The sequence below is a fragment of the Chthoniobacterales bacterium genome (genome assembly GCA_018883245.1).
Classification (GTDB): domain Bacteria; phylum Verrucomicrobiota; class Verrucomicrobiia; order Chthoniobacterales; family JACTMZ01; genus JACTMZ01.
Genome location: VEQL01000004.1, coordinates 98,187 through 114,840 on the forward strand (window position 1 = coordinate 98,187; position 16,654 = coordinate 114,840).

General features: G+C 64.1%; 15 protein-coding genes. 12 read left to right on the forward strand and 3 right to left on the reverse strand.

Annotated features, from left to right (window positions below; translation table 11 throughout):
* Positions 1 to 10 precede the first annotated feature (10 nt).
* From FGM15_02625 to FGM15_02665, 9 genes are all read left to right on the forward strand, one after another.
* Positions 11 to 2,167 (forward strand): HAMP domain-containing protein, encoded by a 2,157-nt coding sequence (locus FGM15_02625; GenBank protein MBU3664763.1) that lies wholly within the window; start codon positions 11 to 13, stop codon positions 2,165 to 2,167.
* A gap of 19 nt (positions 2,168 to 2,186) precedes the next feature.
* Positions 2,187 to 3,617, forward strand: a complete 1,431-nt coding sequence (locus FGM15_02630) for a mechanosensitive ion channel (protein ID MBU3664764.1) — start codon at positions 2,187 to 2,189, stop codon at positions 3,615 to 3,617.
* 28 nt (positions 3,618 to 3,645) lie between these two features.
* Complete coding sequence (locus FGM15_02635) at positions 3,646 to 4,716, forward strand: transporter substrate-binding domain-containing protein (protein MBU3664765.1); 1,071 nt, start codon at positions 3,646 to 3,648, stop codon at positions 4,714 to 4,716.
* 79 nt (positions 4,717 to 4,795) lie between these two features.
* Positions 4,796 to 4,984, forward strand: coding sequence for a hypothetical protein (locus FGM15_02640; GenBank protein MBU3664766.1), 189 nt, complete (start codon positions 4,796 to 4,798; stop codon positions 4,982 to 4,984).
* Between the two features lie 37 nt (positions 4,985 to 5,021).
* Positions 5,022 to 5,804: a hypothetical protein gene (locus tag FGM15_02645; GenBank protein MBU3664767.1), complete on the forward strand. Its 783-nt coding sequence runs from the start codon at positions 5,022 to 5,024 to the stop codon at positions 5,802 to 5,804.
* A 62-nt stretch (positions 5,805 to 5,866) separates the two neighbouring features.
* Positions 5,867 to 6,970, forward strand: coding sequence for a 3-isopropylmalate dehydrogenase (gene leuB / locus FGM15_02650; GenBank protein ID MBU3664768.1), 1,104 nt, complete (start codon positions 5,867 to 5,869; stop codon positions 6,968 to 6,970).
* Positions 6,967 to 7,383 (forward strand): biopolymer transporter ExbD, encoded by a 417-nt coding sequence (locus tag FGM15_02655; protein ID MBU3664769.1) that lies wholly within the window; start codon positions 6,967 to 6,969, stop codon positions 7,381 to 7,383. The genes leuB and FGM15_02655 overlap by 4 nt, the downstream gene beginning before the upstream one ends.
* Entirely contained in the window at positions 7,380 to 9,797 is a 2,418-nt protein-coding gene (locus tag FGM15_02660; GenBank protein ID MBU3664770.1) for a tetratricopeptide repeat protein, read from the forward strand. Before FGM15_02655 ends, FGM15_02660 begins: the two co-directional genes overlap by 4 nt.
* Before the next feature lie 74 nt (positions 9,798 to 9,871).
* Complete coding sequence (locus tag FGM15_02665; GenBank protein ID MBU3664771.1) at positions 9,872 to 10,372, forward strand: HAD-IA family hydrolase; 501 nt, start codon at positions 9,872 to 9,874, stop codon at positions 10,370 to 10,372.
* A 31-nt stretch (positions 10,373 to 10,403) separates the two neighbouring features.
* On the opposite strand, the gene FGM15_02670 is transcribed toward FGM15_02665, so the two are convergent.
* Positions 10,404 to 11,477, reverse strand: coding sequence for a Gfo/Idh/MocA family oxidoreductase (locus FGM15_02670; GenBank protein ID MBU3664772.1), 1,074 nt, complete (start codon positions 11,475 to 11,477; stop codon positions 10,404 to 10,406).
* A 107-nt stretch (positions 11,478 to 11,584) separates the two neighbouring features.
* On the opposite strand from FGM15_02670, the gene FGM15_02675 reads away from it, so the two are divergent.
* Positions 11,585 to 12,370, forward strand: a complete 786-nt coding sequence (locus tag FGM15_02675) for a sulfite exporter TauE/SafE family protein (protein ID MBU3664773.1) — start codon at positions 11,585 to 11,587, stop codon at positions 12,368 to 12,370.
* A 12-nt stretch (positions 12,371 to 12,382) separates the two neighbouring features.
* Here the strand turns inward: FGM15_02675 and argF are convergent, their stop codons facing one another.
* Together argF and FGM15_02685 are read right to left on the reverse strand one after the other, a co-directional pair.
* Positions 12,383 to 13,279, reverse strand: a complete 897-nt coding sequence (gene argF / locus FGM15_02680; GenBank protein MBU3664774.1) for an ornithine carbamoyltransferase — start codon at positions 13,277 to 13,279, stop codon at positions 12,383 to 12,385.
* 13 nt (positions 13,280 to 13,292) lie between these two features.
* Complete coding sequence (locus FGM15_02685; GenBank protein MBU3664775.1) at positions 13,293 to 14,531, reverse strand: aminotransferase class III-fold pyridoxal phosphate-dependent enzyme; 1,239 nt, start codon at positions 14,529 to 14,531, stop codon at positions 13,293 to 13,295.
* Positions 14,532 to 14,669: 138 nt separating this feature from the next.
* Here FGM15_02685 and FGM15_02690 point away from each other — a divergent pair, with 138 nt between their 5' ends.
* Together FGM15_02690 and FGM15_02695 are read left to right on the forward strand one after the other, a co-directional pair.
* Positions 14,670 to 15,521, forward strand: coding sequence for a hypothetical protein (locus tag FGM15_02690; GenBank protein MBU3664776.1), 852 nt, complete (start codon positions 14,670 to 14,672; stop codon positions 15,519 to 15,521).
* Positions 15,518 to 16,651, forward strand: coding sequence for a hypothetical protein (locus FGM15_02695; GenBank protein MBU3664777.1), 1,134 nt, complete (start codon positions 15,518 to 15,520; stop codon positions 16,649 to 16,651). Before FGM15_02690 ends, FGM15_02695 begins: the two co-directional genes overlap by 4 nt.
* The last annotated feature ends 3 nt before the right edge of the window (positions 16,652 to 16,654 follow it).

Consider the following 16,654-nt stretch of genomic DNA (forward strand, 5'->3'; position numbering starts at 1 on the left):
CTCGGTTTGAATGCTTGGCTGTGCCTGGCCGCAGCCAAGCCCCGCCCAATATTCTGACATGTCTCTTTTCAACCGCCTCAGCATCCAGTCGAAGATGATCGTCCTGCTGCTGGCGGTGAGTCTCGGCTCGATCGCCGTGATGGCATGGATCGGTTATGACACGGCTCGGACGGCGTTGATGCAATCCGCGCGCAACCAACTCCAGGGGGTGCGCGTGGCCAAGACGACCACGCTCAAGGCGATGCTCGAGTCGCTGCGCGACCAAGTGGTTTCGATTTCGGACAGCAAGGCGGTGATCGAGGGCATGCGGGCTTTCCGCGAGGCGCACCGCGAATTGGGTGCCGCGACGCTCGGGCCGGAGGAAAGCCGGAAGCTCGATGCTTTTTACCGCGACTATTTCCTTCCCGAATTGGACAAGAATGTCGAGGGCACGCCCGTGCTCGAGCAATACCTGCCCGTGCGTCCGTCCGAGCGCTACCTGCAATACCATTACACCGTGGCGAACCCGCATCCTTACGGCGACAAACAGAACCTCGAAGTGGCGCCGGGCGATGCGACGGTCTACGGGCGCACGCACGAGCAATTGCACAGGTTTTTTGCGCGTGCGGTGAAGATTTTCGGCTTCCAGGACATGATGCTCGTGGACGCCGACACCCTCGACGTCATCTACAGCTACGAGAAAACCGCGGAACTCGGCACGAATCTCGAGAACGGCCCCTACGCCAACACGCACCTGGGCGCCAAGGTGCGCGAAATGCGGACGAAACAGGATCGCGATGATTTCAAAATCGCGGACTTCGAGGCGTATCGCCCGAGCTTGGGCCGGCCGATGGGCTTCGCCATCAGCCCGATCTTCGACGGAGCCAAGATGACGGGAATGCTCGTGCTGCAGTTCCCGATAGACAATTTCAACGCGGTGCTCACCGGGAATTTCAACTGGCAGGCCGAGGGCATGGGCGAAACGGGGGAGACTTATCTGGTCGGTCCGGACGGCACGATGCGCACGCGCTCGCGCTTCATGTATACCGATCCGGAAAAATTTGTCCGCGAACTGCGGCGCAGCAGTGTGCCGTCGAGCGTGGTGGACCAGGTCGAGCGCCAGGGCAACGTGCTTTGCGTGCTGCCCGCGGAATCGCCGGCCGTCGAAGCGGCGCTCAAGGGTGAATCGGGCATCATGGAAACAACCGACTATCGCGGCGAGAAGGTGCTGAGCGCCTACGGTCCGCTCGAATTGGATTCGTTGCGCTGGGCGGTGATCGCCGATGTTTCGCTGGCCGAAGCGCAGGCTCCGGTGCGGGCGTTCGCGCGCAAAGTGGTAGTGGCAGGCAGCGGCCTTGCGCTGTGCGTGACATTACTCGCTTTGGTATGCGCGCACATGCTCACGCGCCCGCTGCGCAAATTGGCCGAAGGTGCGCGTCGCCTTGGCGCGGGCGAAACCGGAGTGCGCGTCGATCTGCAATCGAGCGACGAGTTCGGAGAACTGGCACGTGTTTTCAACGAGATGGCCGGAAGCATCCACCGGCAGAAGCAGCAACTCGAGGCGCAGGTGCGCGAGAACCAGGATCTTTTGCACAGCATCCTTCCGGCTTCGGCCGTCGCGCAACGCCAGGAAGGGGACGAGAAAGCCAGTCGCCAGTTCGCCGATGTTTCGGTGCTGTTCGCGGAAATTCTCGGGCTCGAAGACTTCAGCGCCAAAGTCGGGGAAACCAAAGCGCTCTCCGTGCTGGGCGACTTGATCGAGTCCTTCGACGAAGCCGCGGAAAAATCCGGCATCGAAAAAGTGAAGACTATCGGCGGATCTTACCTCGCGGTCTGCGGTCTATCGGTGGCGCGTCCGGACCACGCGCGTCGCATGGTGGAATTCGCGCGCGAAATGACCAAGATCGTCGGGATGTTCAACCGCGACCATCACGCGGAATTCGGCCTGGCCGTCGGTATCAACTCCGGACCCGTGGTGGGCGGCGTCGTGGGTCGCCGCAAATTCCTCTACGATTTGTGGGGCGATACGGTGACGATCGCGCGCAAGCTCGCTGCAGGACAGGGCGCGGCGGTGCGGGTGACACCCGCAGTGCGCGAACGCACGGCCGAGCAGTTCCAGTTCCGCGGCCCGGTGCGGCTCGCGGGCGAGGGTCGCGCGGCGATCGAGCTTTGGGAAGTGACCGGCTGAGTCTGCGTTCCTCCGCGCCATGAACGACTTCGCGTCCCTCGGAATCGCCAATCTGCGCGCCGCGATTTTTCTGGCCGTCGGTTTTCCTCTGGCGCTGCTGGTGCTCAACGAGGCGTCGGCGCGATGCCGTCGCGCCGGCCTGCCCATCGCGCGCACTTTTGCGACGCTGAGGAATCTCGTCGTTCCCTCGCTGGCGCTGCTGGTTTTCGCACGCCATGTGGCGCAGTGGCCGGCGCAAGGCACCGCGGTGCGCGTGATAGAATCGGTTTTCTGGATCGCGTTGCTCTATGCCGTTCTCGGACTGGTCAATGACGTGGTCTTCGGGGCCGCGACCAAAGGCTCGTGGAGCGAACGCGTCCCGAAGTTGTTTCGCGACCTCGTGCGCGCGCTTCTCGTGGCCGTCGGCGCGATGGTCATCTACTCGCAGGTCTGGGGACACGAGATTTCCGCGGCACTGACAGCGCTCGGCCTCGGTTCGATCGTCATCGGTCTCGCGCTGCAGGAACCGCTGGGCAACATCGTGTCGGGGCTCATGCTGCTGTTCGAGCGGCCGCTCGCCGTTGGCGATTGGGTGCTCGTGGATGGCGTGCGCGGCAAAGTGATCGAAATCAACTGGCGTTCGGTGCACATCGAAACTCCGACGCGCGAACTGCAGGTGGTGCCCAATGTCGTCCTTTACAAGGGAACCTTCGCCAACCTTTCACGTCCCACGCCGCTCCGCACGGAGATCATCGAGATCGGTTTCAGCTATGACGATCCGCCGAACCGCGTGAAGGAAGTGATGCAGCAGTTGTTGGAATCGACGCCGGGCGTGCTTGCCGATCCGGCGCCGCTGGTGCGCACGGTGAACTACGCGGATTTCTCGGTCATCTACCGGCTCATTTTTTCCGTCGAGTCGCAGGCCGAGCTGGCCGCGGTGCGGGACAATATCATGACGCGGCTGTGGTATGTGGCGCGGCGAGACGGTCTGACCATTCCGTTCCCGATCCAGATGGAATACAGCCCCGGCGAAAACCCCGGACCGGCCGCTCCGACACCCGCCGAATTGCTGCGCGCGCATCCGCGCTTTGCGCCGGCCTTGCAGGGTGCGGCCGGCGCGCCTGCGGTGCTCGAGTTCGCTGCGGGCGAAATGGTCCACGACCCCGCACGCCGGCTCGAGGGTTTCGCCCTCGTGATCAAGGGCCGTGCATCGCTGCTTTCGACCGATGCCGAGGGCAGGCAGGTCGAGATCGGATCGGTCGGCCCCGGGGAAGCATTCGGGGATCAGGTGACAGCGGGCGGATCGGCGGACAACATCGCCGTGGCCGCCGCCGAGGACCTGAAGATCATTCTGTTCGACAACGAGGCAATCGGCGGTTTACTCAACCGCTCACCTTCGCTTGCCTCCGAAATCGGAGACGCGATCGAATCGCGCCGCCAAGCCGCACAGGTGGCGAGACGAAGGAAATAATCCCATCGCCCCCTCCGACTTAACCACCATGAAAAAAATCCTCGTCACTCTTTCTCTCCTTGCGGTCTGCACGGCCGCGGGTGTTTCCCAAGCTCCGCAGCAAAAGCTGCGCGTGTTTGTGAAACCGGCGGAACCCTTCGCGTTCGAGCAGGACGGTGTGCTCAAAGGCTATTCTATCGATGTTTGGAACAAGGTGGCGGAGGAGGCGGGTCTGCAGTTCGAGACAACCGTGGTGCGGACGGTTCCGGAATTGCTCGATGCGGTGAAAGGCGGGCAGGCGGATGTCGGTGTCGGCGCGCTGAGCATCACTCCCGAGCGCGAGAAGCTGATGGATTTCAGCCATCCGTTTTTCAACTCCGGCTTGCAGATCCTCGCGCGCGCGCAGGGGCAAGCAGGGGCATTTTCGGCTTTCCGCGCATTGTTCAACAAGAACGTCGCCCAAGTGGTGATCGTCCTTCTCCTCGCCGTGCTCGTCGTTTCCCATTTGCTCTGGATGGTCGAGCGGCGGATCAACGCCGAGAGTTTTCCCGAGGGATACATCCGCGGCGTGTGGGAGTCGGCATGGTGGTCGATCGCGACATTGATCAGCGGGGGCTGCGAAAACAAAGCACCGGTCGGCGTGGCCGGGCGCCTCGTCGCCGTCGTATGGATGCTCGGCGGAATCGGCCTTACGTCCTACATCACGGCGACGCTCGCATCGGCCATGACCGTCAACACGCTCACCTCGGAAATTTCCGGTTTGGGTGATTTGCGCGGTTCGCGCGTGGCCACCGTTTCGGGCGCCGCGGCGGAGACCTTGCTCAACCGTGCCGGGTTCGATGTTGCCGGTTTCCCGGATCTTGCCGGGGCGGTCGATGCGCTGAAGCGCGGTCAGGTCAAAGGCGTGGTTTATGACAGTCCCATGCTCCGCTACTACGTGGCCCGGCATCCGGGCGAGGGGCTGGCCGTGGTGGGCGCTATTTTCGATCCGCAAGACTACGGGTTCGCCATGCCGCTCGGCAGTCCCGTGCGGAAGCCGATCAATGCCGCCCTGCTCAACATCAAGACGGCAGGGGTCATGGACGAGTTGGACGGCAAGTGGTTTGCACCGGAGGAGTGAGCGACGGACCCGGCTGAAGGAATACCCTGCACAGGGTATTCCCAACCCAGGAGAAGACTGGTAAAAGACCGCTTCCATTATGAGCGCAAATCAACCCGCCTGCGTTGCCGACGAAGCTCTTTTAGCGCGCCGCGATGTATTGCTGCGCCGGATTGTTGTGCTCTGTGCGCTTGCCAGTTTCACGGCTTTCGGACTCGCGATCGCCACTTCCATCTGGAGCCATTCTGCCGATCCCGCCGAAGCCGTGGCGATGAATTCGGGCTACTGATCCCGGCCCACGACGGATTTATTCGGAGCGAAATCGTATGCATTTCGAGGAAACGGTCTCTGCGACTTGCGTGCCCCCGGGCAACGAGGACGCAGGTGCAGCGGATACGGCGCCCATTGCCGGCCATGGCTTCACCACGAATGAAGTGAAAGCCGAACTCGATCGCATCGTCGGCAGCCCGGACTTTCGCGCAAGCCCGCGCAACCGACGTTTTTTGGAATTTGTTGTTCTGCGGACGCTGACGCAACCGGATTCAAGAATCTCGGCCTATGACGTGGCCACGCAGGTTTTCGGACGTCCCGACACTTTTAACCCGGTGAAGGATCCCATCGTCCGGATCGAGGCGGGAAAGTTGCGGCGCGATCTGGAGACCTTTTATCTCAAGGCGGGATCTCGCGGCCGCCTGCGCATCGAAATGCCCAAGGGCGGATACCGGGCGGGCTTTTTGCCCGCGACGCCGGAGCCGGCCGCGTCCGATTGTCCACCGACTGCATCGTTGTCCGATGACCCGATGGAGGAATTGCAGCGGGTTTTGTCGAGCAGCGATTTCCCCGCCACCGCGCGCAACCGGAAGTTCCTGGACTTTGTCGTCCGCGAAACTCTTGCGGGCAGGGCCGACGGCATCACGGCCCGCACGATCGGCCTGCGCGTTCTCGGCCGGCCCGCCAGCTTCAATCCCAATCAGGACCCGATCGTCCGCATCGAAGCCGGACGCCTCCGTCGCGACCTCGAGACCTATTATCTGAAGTCCGGGCACCGCAACCCGCTGCGAATCAGCATTCCTCGAGGCGGTTACCTTCCGGTATTCGCCAAACCCTGAGTCCGCGGACCGCGCCGCGCACCCTTGTCGGCCCCGCGCCCCTCGGATATGGTGTCCCGCTCATGAGCGGAGCGGACAAATTCAAGATAGCGGTTCTGGCCGGCGACGGCATCGGCCCCGAAGTAATGGCCGAGGCATTGGGTGTTCTCGCGGCGGCGTCGGCCAAGTTTTCCATCCCCTACGAATTCACCGAGGAGCGGGTGGGGGGATGCGCGATCGATGCCGACGGCACGGCACTGCCGGAAAAAACTTTGCAGGCGTGCAAGTCCGCGGACGCCATCCTTTTCGGTTCGGTGGGCGGGCCGAAATGGGAATCTCTGCCGCCCGAGCAACAGCCCGAGAGAGCCGCGTTGCTGCCGCTGCGCAAAACTTTCGCTCTCTACGCCAATTTGCGACCGGCCGTCTGTCTTCCCGAGTTGACGCACGCGTCGCCTGTGCGCGAATCCATCGTGGCCGGAGGTTTCGATGTGCTGTTCGTGCGCGAACTGACCGGAGGGCTTTATTTCGGCGAACCGAAATACATGAAGCACGAGAGCGGCGAGTGGTTTGCCGTGGACACGATGATTTACTGGGAGAGCGAGATCGAGCGCATCGCGCATGTGGCGTTCCAAGCCGCGCAGCGTCGCAGCAAAAGCCTCACATCGATCGACAAAGCCAACGTCCTGCAGAACGGCATCCTCTGGCGCCGGACGATCGAGCGCGTGGCTGCCGACTACCCGGATGTCTCGCTGCGCCATCTTTACGTCGACAATGCGGCCATGCAGTTGATCCGCAATCCGAAAGGGTTCGACGTGGTGGTGGCGGAAAACTTGTTCGGCGACATTCTCAGCGACGAGCTGGCCATGATCGCCGGTTCCCTCGGCATGCTGCCGAGCGCGAGCCTCGGTGTGTCGAGGGGCGACGGCCGCTACTTCGGCATGTATGAGCCGAGCGGCGGCACGGCGCCCGACATCGCGGGCATGGGCATCGCCAACCCCGTCGCGCAAATTTTGTCCACGGCCATGATGCTGCGCTACTCGGCCGGACGTGGGGACGCCGCCGACGCGATTGAGTGCGCGGTGCGGAAGGTCATCGCCGACGGACTGCGGACCAAGGATATCCACACCGAGGGCACGAGGCTTGTCACCACCGCCGAGATGGGGCGGGCGGTGGTTGCGGCACTGTGAACTTCCGCAAGCAGTCGACTCCCGAGCCGGTGGGATTCCAGATCGCGCCGATGGTGGACATCGTTTTCCTGCTGCTCATCTTCTTCCTGGTCACCTGGAATTTCGCGCGCTACGAGACCGAGCTGGACGTCAAAGTCCCCACCGCCAAGGAGGGCAAGGAATCGCGACGCTCGGTCGGCGAGGTGATCATCAACGTGAAGTCCGACGGCTCGATCGTGATGAACCGCAAGACCCTCACCGCGGAAGAACTCGGATCCACCTTGAAGAAAATCTCCGAGTTGTATCCCGATCAGGCGGTCGTGCTGCGCGGCGACCAATCGGCGGATTACCGCCATATCGTTGCGGTTCTCGACATCTGCCGCGCGGCGAACGTCTGGAATGTGGCCTTCGCCACCGGGCGCCCCGAGTCATGAAACGGTCGTCGTATTTTCTTTTGGCTTTCACGTCCGTGCTCTCCGCGCAGGAACCGGAGGTGCGACGTGCCGAGCCGGTGACCCCCGCATTGCCTGCCGATGTCCGCCGCGCCGAACCGGTGACAGCTCCCGCGGCCCCGGCCTCCGCCGTCGATGCGGCGACAGGGTTGGAGGAAGTTCGCGCCGCACCGTCCAGCGTGCTGCTCGATCCGACGTCGCAGATCCTTTCGCAAGCCAACGGATTTTACTCCCGCAAGATGTATGACCTCGCGGCGGCCAAATATCAGGAATTTCTCCAGTCGGGACGCCCCGGCCCGGATCGGCAGGCGGCGCTTTTTCGTTTGGGCGAGTCCCTTCGCGCGCTCCAACGGCCGGCCGAGGCGCTCGCGTCCTACCGTCAGCTCACGACGGACTTCAACTCGGGCGATTTTCTCGGTCCGGGCGCCTATCGCCTCGGGGAGATGCAGTATGCGGCGCGCGACTTCGACGGCGCGGCCGCGTCGTTCCGCATCGCCGCGCACCACGTGCGCGACCCCAAGCTTCGACTCGCGGCCAAATTTTTCGAAGGGCGGGCGCTCGATGCCGCGGGGCGCAAGTTCGAGGCGCTTTCCGCCTACCGCGAAGTGGCGTCGCAGAAAGAGGACAATCCCTACCGCGAGCGAGCCATCTTCGACCTTGCCGACGCCGATGCGCGCGCCGGACTCACCGACGGGGCATTCCGCCAATTCAAAGGTCTCGCCGAGACCGCGCAAAATCCCACCGTCCGCACGAGCGCCGCGGTGAAGGCGGGATTGCTCGCCATCGACAACCGCGAGTTCGATTTGGCGCGTCCTTTGCTCGAGTCCGCGGCCAAAATTCCCGAGATGCCCGCGTGGAGCGGCGCCGCGCAGGCCGGCCTCGTGCGCCTCGATTACGAGTCGGACAACTACGAGTCCGCGGCCAAGAGGGCGGCGGAAATCCTGCCGCAGCTGCCGCCGGAGGCGAAACCCGAGGTGATGCTGCTCGCGGCCAACGCCCGCCGCCAACTCGGCCAGCAGTCGGAGGCGCTGGCGCTCTATGACAAACTCACGTCGGAGTTCCCCGACTCGAAATCCGCCAAGGACGCCGCATTCCACCGGCTGGTGAGCCTCGTGGCCCAGAAGGACGAGCGGGCGCTCAACCAGATCGAGGTGTTTCTGATGTCGTCCTCCGACGAGGATGAGCGGGCCAGAGCCTCCCTTCTCAAGGCGGAGCTGCTTTTCGGGCAGAACCGTTACGCCGAAGCCGCCGATCTCTACGCCAAGGCGGCCGCGTCTCCCGGCACGTCCAAATACCGGGCGGATGCCCTCTACAAACTCGCCTGGTGCCGGATGCAGCAGAAGCAATACGACGATGCCGTCATGGTGCTCACGCGGTTCGTCCAGCAATTCCCCCGGCATCCGCTTGCCGCATCCGCCTACGCGCAGAGGGCGATGGCGCAGTTGCAGACCGGACAAAAAGAGGCGGCGTTGGCGGATTTCGGCGCGATCATCGACAGCATGCGCGGCGCGAAGGAGCGCGAGGAAGCGATGATCCAGCGCGCCCTCTTGCTCGGCAGCATGCAGCGGCCGGCGGAGATGTCCGCGGCCTTCGAGCGGCTGCTCGCCGAATACCCCGAAACCGGGTCGGCCGCGCAGGCCAACTTCTGGATCGGCTACCATGCGGAACAATCCAAAAAATACCGCGAAGCTGTGGGCCCGCTGGAGAAGGCGCGCGAATTGGACAAGGAAAAATACGGGGAGCGGGCCGGACTGAGGCTTCTCCTGTGCCATTACCAGCTCGGAGATCGCGAGGCTGCGGCGCGCGAGGCCAAAGCGCTGGGCGCGTCCAAGACTCCCGCCGAGGTAAGGCAGTGGCTGGGGACCTCCGCCCTCGAGGCCAAGGACTATGACACAGCCATCGAGTTTCTCGCCACGCTGGCGGCGGCCGACGATGCACCCGAGGAGGTGCGCACGGCACTGGCGCAGGCGCAGATCGGCGCCGGAAAACCCGATGATGCGCGTCGCACCTTGGAGCAGCTGCTTCCCCGCGTTCACGAGCCCAAGGCCAAGGCCCGCGTCCACCTTCTGACGGCCGAGGCACTGATCGCGATGAAGGACGGGGCCAAGGCCAAGGAACATGCCGAGGAAGCGCTCCGCCTGCAGCCCGAAGGACGTGTCAATGCGGAGGCGCGGCTCGCCAACGGGCGGGCCCTGCTGGCGCAGGACCGCTACGACGATGCCGCGCGCGCGTTCATGTCGGTCGCCCTGCTCTACGACGAGAAGGACATCACGCCTCAAGCGCTCGTCCTCGCGGAGCAGGCCTACCGCAAGGCGTCGAACCAGCCCGATGCGGATCGTGCCAAAGAGGAGCGCGAGCGACGCTATCCCGACTACAAGCCGGCCGCGTCGTCGTGAACAGGGCGTTCACTCTGCCTGCGGGCGATTTCCGCGCGTTCATTTTCGACTGCGACGGCACGCTGGCCGACAACATGCATCTTCACTTCCAGGCGTGGAGTCGCGCGATGAACGACTTCGGCGGCACGTATCCGGAGGAACTTTTTTACCAATGGGGCGGTGTTCCGACGGCGGAGATTGTGCGGCGCTTGAATGCGAAGTTCGGCATTGCCCTCGATGTGGACCGGGTCGTTGACCGCAAGGAGCACTATTACCGCGAGATGATCCCCGGCGTTCAGGCAAGGCAGGATGTCGTGGCCATTGCGCGCGAACACCACGGCCGGATCCCCCTGGCCGTCGCCTCGGGCGGTCATCGCGATCTGGTGGACCGCACTTTGCGTGCTCTCGGGATTGACGAATTGTTCTCCGCGGTGATCGCGGCCGAGGATTACAACCGCGGCAAGCCGCATCCGGATCCGTTCCTTGTCGCCGCGCGGGTCGTGGGAGTTGAGCCCGAGCATTGCCTTGTGTTCGAAGACACGGCGACCGGCGCCCAAGCTGCCAAAGCCGCCGGGATGGCGTGCGTGCTGGTCTGAGCACGGTCTCGCCCCCGTGCGGGCCGCGTTGTCAGAGCCGGACCGTGCGCCCCGCCTCGTCGGACACGAAGCAGGCATCGAGGATCTTCTGGATTTCGGCGCCGCGTATGAAATCGGGCTGGCCGTTTCTCCCGCAACGCACGGCGGAGATGAATCTCTGGTAAGTGGTTGGAACCGCAGGTGCTTTGACGGTTTTCCAGGCGAACTTGTCGATGTCCGGCCCGAGGCAGACTTCGAGCGAGTCGGTCGATTTGTCGAGATCGATGCGCAGGCCTCCCTTGGTGCCGTGCAGGCGGAGCAAAAGCGAGTTGGCTTGTCCGGTTGCCCAGCGTGTGGCGTGGATCGCGCCGAGTGCGCCGTTGGCAAACTCGACGGTGACGAGTGCCGAATCGTTGGCATCGAGCGTGTAAGCGCCGCGCTTTTTGCCTTTGAGCGAGGTGAACGTTTTCAGCCGCGCATTGGCCGACCGAACCGGTCCGACGGGAAAGGTCGCGAAGTCAATGATGTGCACGCCGATATCACCCAGCACGCCTTTGCTTCCGTGTTTCGAGGAGAGCCGCCATAGCCAGGCGGGGTTGGTCTTCCAGTCTCCCCAGGCCTTCGCGGTGAGCCAGCTCTGCAGATAACTTGCCTCGACATGAACGATGTCGCCGAGTTTGCCTTCACGGACCAATTCGCGCGCCATCTGGATGGCCGGTGCGTTGCGGTAGGAGAAGTTGACCATGTTCACGAGGCCCGCTTTGACGGCCGCCCGGGCCATTTTTCGCGCGGCGGGATAATCGGTCGCCAGCGGCTTTTCGCAGAAGACATGACACCCGGCTGCGATGGCCCGGAGCGTGAGCGGTGCGTGGAGGCTGTCGGGAGTGACGTTGGACACGGCGTCGGGTTTCACCTCGCGCAGCAACCGCCCGAAATCGGTGAAAACCGCCGCCGAGGGCGAGTGCTTGGCGGCGAATTCCCGCGCGCGCCCGGCGTCGATGTCGCACACCGCGACGAGTTCGACGCCTTTGTCCTTGAGGAATTCCCCAGCATGGAAGTTAGCCATCCCGCCGGTCCCGACGATTGCCAAGCGAACCTTTTTGGTGTGCCGCGGTTTGTTTTTCATGGATGCAGGGAAAAATTTAGCAGTTGAAGGGGCGAATGCACGACAATGGCGCGGCCACCCGTGTTTGCATCACCGCCGGTGTGCGTCTATGACTTCCGCGGTTATCCATGGACTATCTCCTCGTTTCCGTCGTGGCGGCGGGGGCTTCGATGCTGACCCTTTTGTCGGGTTTCGGCTTGGGGACCATCCTCATGCCGGTCTTCGCGTTGTTTTTCCCGGTGCCGGCGGCGATTGCCGCGACGGCGGTGGTTCATCTGGCCAACAATCTTTTCAAAATCGTCCTGCTGGGTCGACGGGCCGATTGGCCCGTGGTGCTGCGTTTCGGGTTGCCGTCGGCGTTGGCGGCCGCGGCCGGCGCGGGCGCCTTGGTGTATTTCGCCGACCTTCCCTCGCTCGCCGGCTACGAGCTGCTCGGGCGGACGCGCGAAGTCACGCCCGTCAAGCTGGTCATCGGCGTGGTCATTTTGTTTTTCGCCGTGCTGGAGCTGATCCCGTCTTTCGCGAAATTGGCTTTGCCGCGGCGCTATCTCGCGGTCGGCGGACTTCTTTCGGGATTTTTCGGCGGGCTCTCGGGAAACCAGGGTGCGCTGCGCTCGGCATTCCTCATCAAGGCGGGCCTGGGCAAAGAGGCCTTCGTGGCAACCGGCGTGGTTTGCGCGGTGATTGTCGATGTGGTGCGTTTGGCCGTTTACGGCGGGGGCTCGCTCTGGGCGCATTTCAATCTCCTCGCATCCGGCGTGGCCGGTCCGGTGGCGGTGGCGATCGTGGCCGCGTTCGCCGGCGCCTGTTTCGGCGCACGGGTGCTTGAAAAAATCACTTACCGTGCGGTGCGGCTGATTGTCGCCGCCGGAATGATGCTCGTCGGCATCGGATTGGCCGCGGGACTGATCTGAACCGGCGCCCGGTTATTTCTCGAGCAGGGTGAGGACGGCCTTTTGCGTGTGCAGGCGGTTTTCGGCCTGGTCGAAGATGGTTTGCGCGTTGGTCTCGAAAACTTCCTCGGAGATTTCCTTGCCGCGGTATGCGGGAAGGCAGTGCATGACGAGCGGCGAGCCTCCGGCCGCCTCAACCGCGGCGCGATTGATCTGGTAGCCGCCGAATTGCGCGGCGCGGAACGCGGCCTCGTCCTCCTTGCCCATGCTGACCCACACGTCGGTGTAGAGGACGTCCGCACCTTTGCACGCAGCAGCCACATCGGACGTCACGGTGATGTCGCCGCCGGAGCGCGCGACAAGTTCGCCGGGAGGCTGGAAGCGGGGCGGGGCGGCGATGCGCAGGCTGAAACCGCACCGTGCGGCCGCCCAGATCCACGAGCGGGCGACGTTGCAATCCCCGTCGCCGATGAAGGCAACCTTGAGACCGTCGAGCGATCCGCGTTTTTCGGTGATGGTGAAAAGGTCGCTGAGAATCTGGCAGGGGTGCTCGGCGTCGGTGAGGGCATTGACCGTGCGAAGGCCGCTGAGCGCCGCGAACTCGGCGACATCGTATTGCGCGTAGGTGCGGATGATCGCGCCTTGGACCATGCGCCCCAGGACGCGCGCGGTGTCGCGGATCGGTTCGCCGCGTCCGAGCTGGATCTCGTTGGCCGAAAGAAAAATCGGTTGCCCGCCCAATTCGCGGATGCCGACCTCGAAGCTCAGTCGCGTGCGGGTCGATGACTTGGAAAAAATGAGCGCCCAGCATTCGCCGGCGAGCGGGGCATCGGGATGCGTCCCGCGCAGGCGCTTCATTTCGCCGGCGTGCGCGACGATGCGTGCGATTTCCGCCGCGTCCAACGACTCGATGTCGAGCAGGTTCTTCATGTCCGCGACGAGGTTAGCTGGCCGGCCCGGCAACTGCGAGCACCTCGCGCAGGATGCCCACGGCCTCGTCGCATTCGGCCCCGGTGACATTGAGCGGGGGAAGCAGCCGTATGACGTTCTCCCCCGCGGGCACGACGAGCAAGCCATGCTCGATGAGCTTGAGTGTCAGCCGCAACGCGGGCGGGCGTGGGTCCGATCCGGTGCTGTCCTTCCAGCGGAAATCGCGCAGGGCCACGCCGAGCAAAAGTCCGGCGCCGCGCAACTCTTCGACCAACGGTGATTTCAAACCGTCGATCGCGGCGCGCAGCCGGGCGCCATGCTCTCTGGCATTTGCCAGCAGGTCTTCCTTTTCGATGGTGTCGAGGACGCACCGCGCTGCGGCGCAGGCGAGCGGCGATCCGCCGTAGGTTGTGCCGTGGGTTCCGGGCCCGAGTAGATCCGCCAGATTTTCGCGCAACCAGAAAGCGCCGAGGGGAAAGCCGCCCCCTATGCCTTTGGCCCAGCTGATGGCATCCGGTGCGGCGTCCGGCGCGCCCGTGGCGTGCCAGCCGTGCCAATGCCCGGTGCGCCCGAGTCCGCACTGGACTTCGTCATAAAGCAGCAGCATGCCGCGCTCGTCGCACAGTTCGCGCAAGGCGCGGAGGAAATCCGCCGGCATAACTTTCACGCCGCCTTCTCCCTGGATCGGCTCCACGAGGACGGCGGCCGCGCGGGGACCCGCGGCATTGGCCACGCATTCGATGCGCGCCGGCACATTGATGAATCCTTCCACCGGCGGGCCGAACCCCAGCTTCACCTTGATCTGCCCGGTGGCGGCGATGCCGCCGAGGGTGCGTCCGTGGAACGACCCGTCGAGCGTGATGATCTCGTTGCGCCGCTGCGGCGAACCATGTTTGCGGGCGAGTTTGTAGAGCCCCTCGTTGGCCTCGGCGCCGCTGTTGCAGAAAAAAATCCTGCCCGGCATTCCCATGATCGCGTTGATCTTCGCGGCCAGCTCCGCCTGCGGGCGGTTGAGGAAAAGATTGGAGACATGGATGAGCCGCGCCGCCTGCCCGGCGATGGCCTTTTGCATGGCCGGATGAGCATGGCCGAGCGAATTGACCGCGATCCCGGAGGTGAAATCGAGGTAAGCACGTCCGTCTTCGTCCCAGACGCGCGTGCCTTCACCGCGTTCGAGCGCGACCGGGAAGCGGGCATAGGTGGCGAGCACATTTTGCCCGTAGAGATCGGACGTGGCGGCGCGAGTGGCCATGGTGCGGGGATGGTAAAGCGCGACGGGGCGCGGACGAAAGGCCAAAGGGCGGCGGAGGGCTTGACGGTGTATCCAGACGTGCGTTGCATGGGCGATGTCATGAGGCGATCGGGATCCGGAAAGTTGCGTTCAGCGATCGTGATTTCCTTTGCCGCGGGAGCGGCATTTCTGGCGGGACTTGTCGCGGCCAAGCTGTCATCCCCCCGGTCCGAAGCGGCGCACGCTCCGCAGGTGCCCTCGGCGCAGAGACAAAAGGCGCTCGAGCACGTGGAGGCGGCTTTGTCCGCGCGTTTCACCGGTCGCCACCTCGAAGCGCTGGACCAATTTCGTAAAGCCGCCAGCTTGGATCCGTCCCTGCGGGGCCTGCAGTGCGAGACGGGGCTGACGCAGATGCATCTCGGCGACTTTGATGCAGCGGAAGCCTCGGCGCGCCGATCGATCGAACTCGGCGAGGAGAAAAGCAATGCGTTCGCCTTGCTCGGGCTGATCGCTCTGGAGAGGTCCCGCGGCTCCGGGCAACCCTCGGCGGCACGCGAAGCCGTCATGCAAAATGTGCAGGCGTCGCGCGCGGCCGACCCGCTGAACAGCATGCCCCTCTACGTCCTCGGCGAGTTTCACCGCGCGGTCGGGGAGGAGGAACCGGCGGTGGAAGCCTACCGCATGGCCTTGGATAGGGTGTCCGAGTCCGACAGCATTCTGGTCTCGACGGTCAAGGCCGGCCTGACCGGAATGCAGCTCGACTACAAGCCGGGTTCGCCACCATACAAGATCCAGCAGATCAACGGCATACAGCGTCCGGAGGAGCTCTTTTTTGCCGCGGCGGATGCGCTGCTTCGCGGTGACAAAGCGGCCGCTGCAGCGTTTCTCTCGGAGGCCCATGAAAAGCTGCCGGAACCCCTTTTCAAAGCCCTGTTGCAAGATCCCATATTTCAAGATTATGCTATCGGAGTTTTGTCGGACCCCACTGGACCGTCGAACCCCCAACCATGATCGCCCGAATCAGCAAGCCCTTGGTGTCGTCCGTCGTCGCGGTCGTGCTCGGCGCTTTTGCGGCGCGGGCGGGGGACGACATGGTGTTCACTGCGGACCTGCCTTTCGATGCGTCCCAAGCTCTGCCGGTGTGGATGCACGGTCCCCCGGTGTCGGCGCCCGGCGCCGGAGCACGCGTGGCGTTCCGTCTCTCCCCTCCCGCCGATCGCGACCTGCTCGTGCATTTTGTTTTCGACGAGACGGAGGGGGGCGGCCTGCGCGTCGAGTGGTTGCGCGACGGATCCGGAACCCCGGAAGTCATCTCGGAAAATTTGGGCGAAGGACTCGGCGTGCCCAACCAGCGGCCGCTGCTCATCAGCGCCTCGCGCTTGGGCGGCAACGGAACACTGCTCCTGCAAGGCGGTGCGAATCTCAACGTCAACCGCGTCAAGTTCGAGTGGGTTTCCGAGCGCACGATGCTTGCCTCGACCACGTGCTACGTTCCCGTGGTTGTGACGGCCTCGCGGCTGACGCTTGCGGAAGCGGATGTTGACGGAGGACCGCGCCGGGCATTGCAGGACGAGTGGCGCGATCGCGTGGTCCGTGCGGCCCTCACCGAGGGAGCCGAACTTCTCACTCCTTCGCTCGAACTGGTTTCGACTCTCGAGCAAGCACCGACCAAGGCGCGGCTCGAGGCGTCTTTCGCCGGTGTGTTTTTCGATCAGGAGGTATGGCTGCTGATCAACAACCAGGAAGTCGGACCGATGGCCATTGATGTGCCGACGCTCGAGGATCCCGGGCATTTGCCCGGGCCCGACCAGCGGGGGGTTTTTGCCGGATGGCGCAAGGCCTCGATCCACATTCCCGCCGAACTTCTTTTGCCGGGCGAAAACTCCGTCCTGCTCGAGCTTCGTTCGCCGGTCAATTCCAACTACCGCAACCGCACCTTCGTGCGCGATGCGGTGCTCGAACTTTCCTATCCGCCTCCGGTGAAAGAGCCGGATCTTTCCCTCCCGTTGCGCGACGTGCCCGTGGAACCCGAACCGCACGCGGGTGAGGAGGCCCCGCTGCCTCCCGTGGTTCCGCCCTCCGCGCCCGGTCCCGCCGACGCGCTCAACAGCTTCTGGCAAAGCGGCGCCGGTTCCTTCTGACCG

What these genes read in the sequence shown, in the direction of transcription:
- FGM15_02625 (MBU3664763.1), top strand. Translation starts at nt 11, where the DNA reads ATGCTTGGCTGTGCCTGGCCGCAGCCAAGCCCCGCCCAATATTCTGAC.
- FGM15_02630 (MBU3664764.1), top strand. Translation starts at nt 2,187, where the DNA reads ATGAACGACTTCGCGTCCCTCGGAATCGCCAATCTGCGCGCCGCGATT.
- FGM15_02635 (MBU3664765.1), top strand. Translation starts at nt 3,646, where the DNA reads ATGAAAAAAATCCTCGTCACTCTTTCTCTCCTTGCGGTCTGCACGGCC.
- FGM15_02640 (MBU3664766.1), top strand. Translation starts at nt 4,796, where the DNA reads ATGAGCGCAAATCAACCCGCCTGCGTTGCCGACGAAGCTCTTTTAGCG.
- FGM15_02645 (MBU3664767.1), top strand. Translation starts at nt 5,022, where the DNA reads ATGCATTTCGAGGAAACGGTCTCTGCGACTTGCGTGCCCCCGGGCAAC.
- leuB (MBU3664768.1), top strand. Translation starts at nt 5,867, where the DNA reads ATGAGCGGAGCGGACAAATTCAAGATAGCGGTTCTGGCCGGCGACGGC.
- FGM15_02660 (MBU3664770.1), top strand. Translation starts at nt 7,380, where the DNA reads ATGAAACGGTCGTCGTATTTTCTTTTGGCTTTCACGTCCGTGCTCTCC.
- FGM15_02665 (MBU3664771.1), top strand. Translation starts at nt 9,872, where the DNA reads ATGCATCTTCACTTCCAGGCGTGGAGTCGCGCGATGAACGACTTCGGC.
- FGM15_02670 (MBU3664772.1), bottom strand. Translation starts at nt 11,477, where the DNA reads ATGAAAAACAAACCGCGGCACACCAAAAAGGTTCGCTTGGCAATCGTC.
- FGM15_02675 (MBU3664773.1), top strand. Translation starts at nt 11,585, where the DNA reads ATGGACTATCTCCTCGTTTCCGTCGTGGCGGCGGGGGCTTCGATGCTG.
- argF (MBU3664774.1), bottom strand. Translation starts at nt 13,279, where the DNA reads ATGAAGAACCTGCTCGACATCGAGTCGTTGGACGCGGCGGAAATCGCA.
- FGM15_02685 (MBU3664775.1), bottom strand. Translation starts at nt 14,531, where the DNA reads ATGGCCACTCGCGCCGCCACGTCCGATCTCTACGGGCAAAATGTGCTC.
- FGM15_02695 (MBU3664777.1), top strand. Translation starts at nt 15,518, where the DNA reads ATGATCGCCCGAATCAGCAAGCCCTTGGTGTCGTCCGTCGTCGCGGTC.